The 671-nt window shown below is 30.8% G+C and carries 1 protein-coding gene; it reads right to left on the reverse strand.

Going from position 1 to position 671, the window contains the following annotated elements:
* Nucleotides 1–43 precede the first annotated feature (43 nt).
* On the reverse strand, nt 44–671 hold a 628-nt coding region (locus tag RH99_RS18385; protein ID WP_010241843.1), incomplete at its 5' end, for an IS3 family transposase.

A 671-nucleotide genomic window follows, 5' to 3' on the forward strand; every position in this document is an offset into this window, starting at 1 on the left:
CGGATTGACCCCTTTATTTTCAACAAAAGCTAACGAATGCTAACTATATTATAGATTTTTTTATAAACTCATTTGGACTTAAATAATTTAAGCTTCCATGAATTCTTTCTTCATTATAGAACTCTATATACTCATCAATAAGCATATACCCGTGAGTAAAGTTCCTAATCTCATTCCAACTAATGCACTCCTTAGAAAGTAAGGAATGAAAGGACTCTATATGTGCATTATAGTTAGGTGAGCTTGTTGGGATAAGCTCATGATATATATTATTTATTTTGCAGAATTGTTCAAATTTTACAGATGTAAACTGGGGACCATTATCGCTTCTTAAAACTATATTTGAAGTAACCTTATTCTCTATAAGTGCTCTTTTTACAGCTGTTTTTGCATCTTCTGTGGTAGCAGTTGGTGTAATTTCTCTACCAACTAATTTTCTAGAATAAACGTCAATAATATCAGTAAGCATTATAAACTGTCCATTTAAAGCTTTTACATACTTTATATCAATTTGCCATAATTTATTTATAGCTTTTACATCTCTTGCGATAGCAAGATGTCCTTGCTTAGTGTGTTTTACATATGGAAGAAGCAATCCTAGCTTTTTAGCTAATCTATATACTTTTTTGGCATTAAGTTGAACTTCATGACTCCTGCGGAGTATATAAGTT

Source organism: Clostridium arbusti SL206 (assembly GCF_000246895.1).
Lineage (GTDB): Bacteria > Bacillota > Clostridia > Clostridiales > Clostridiaceae > Clostridium_I > Clostridium_I arbusti.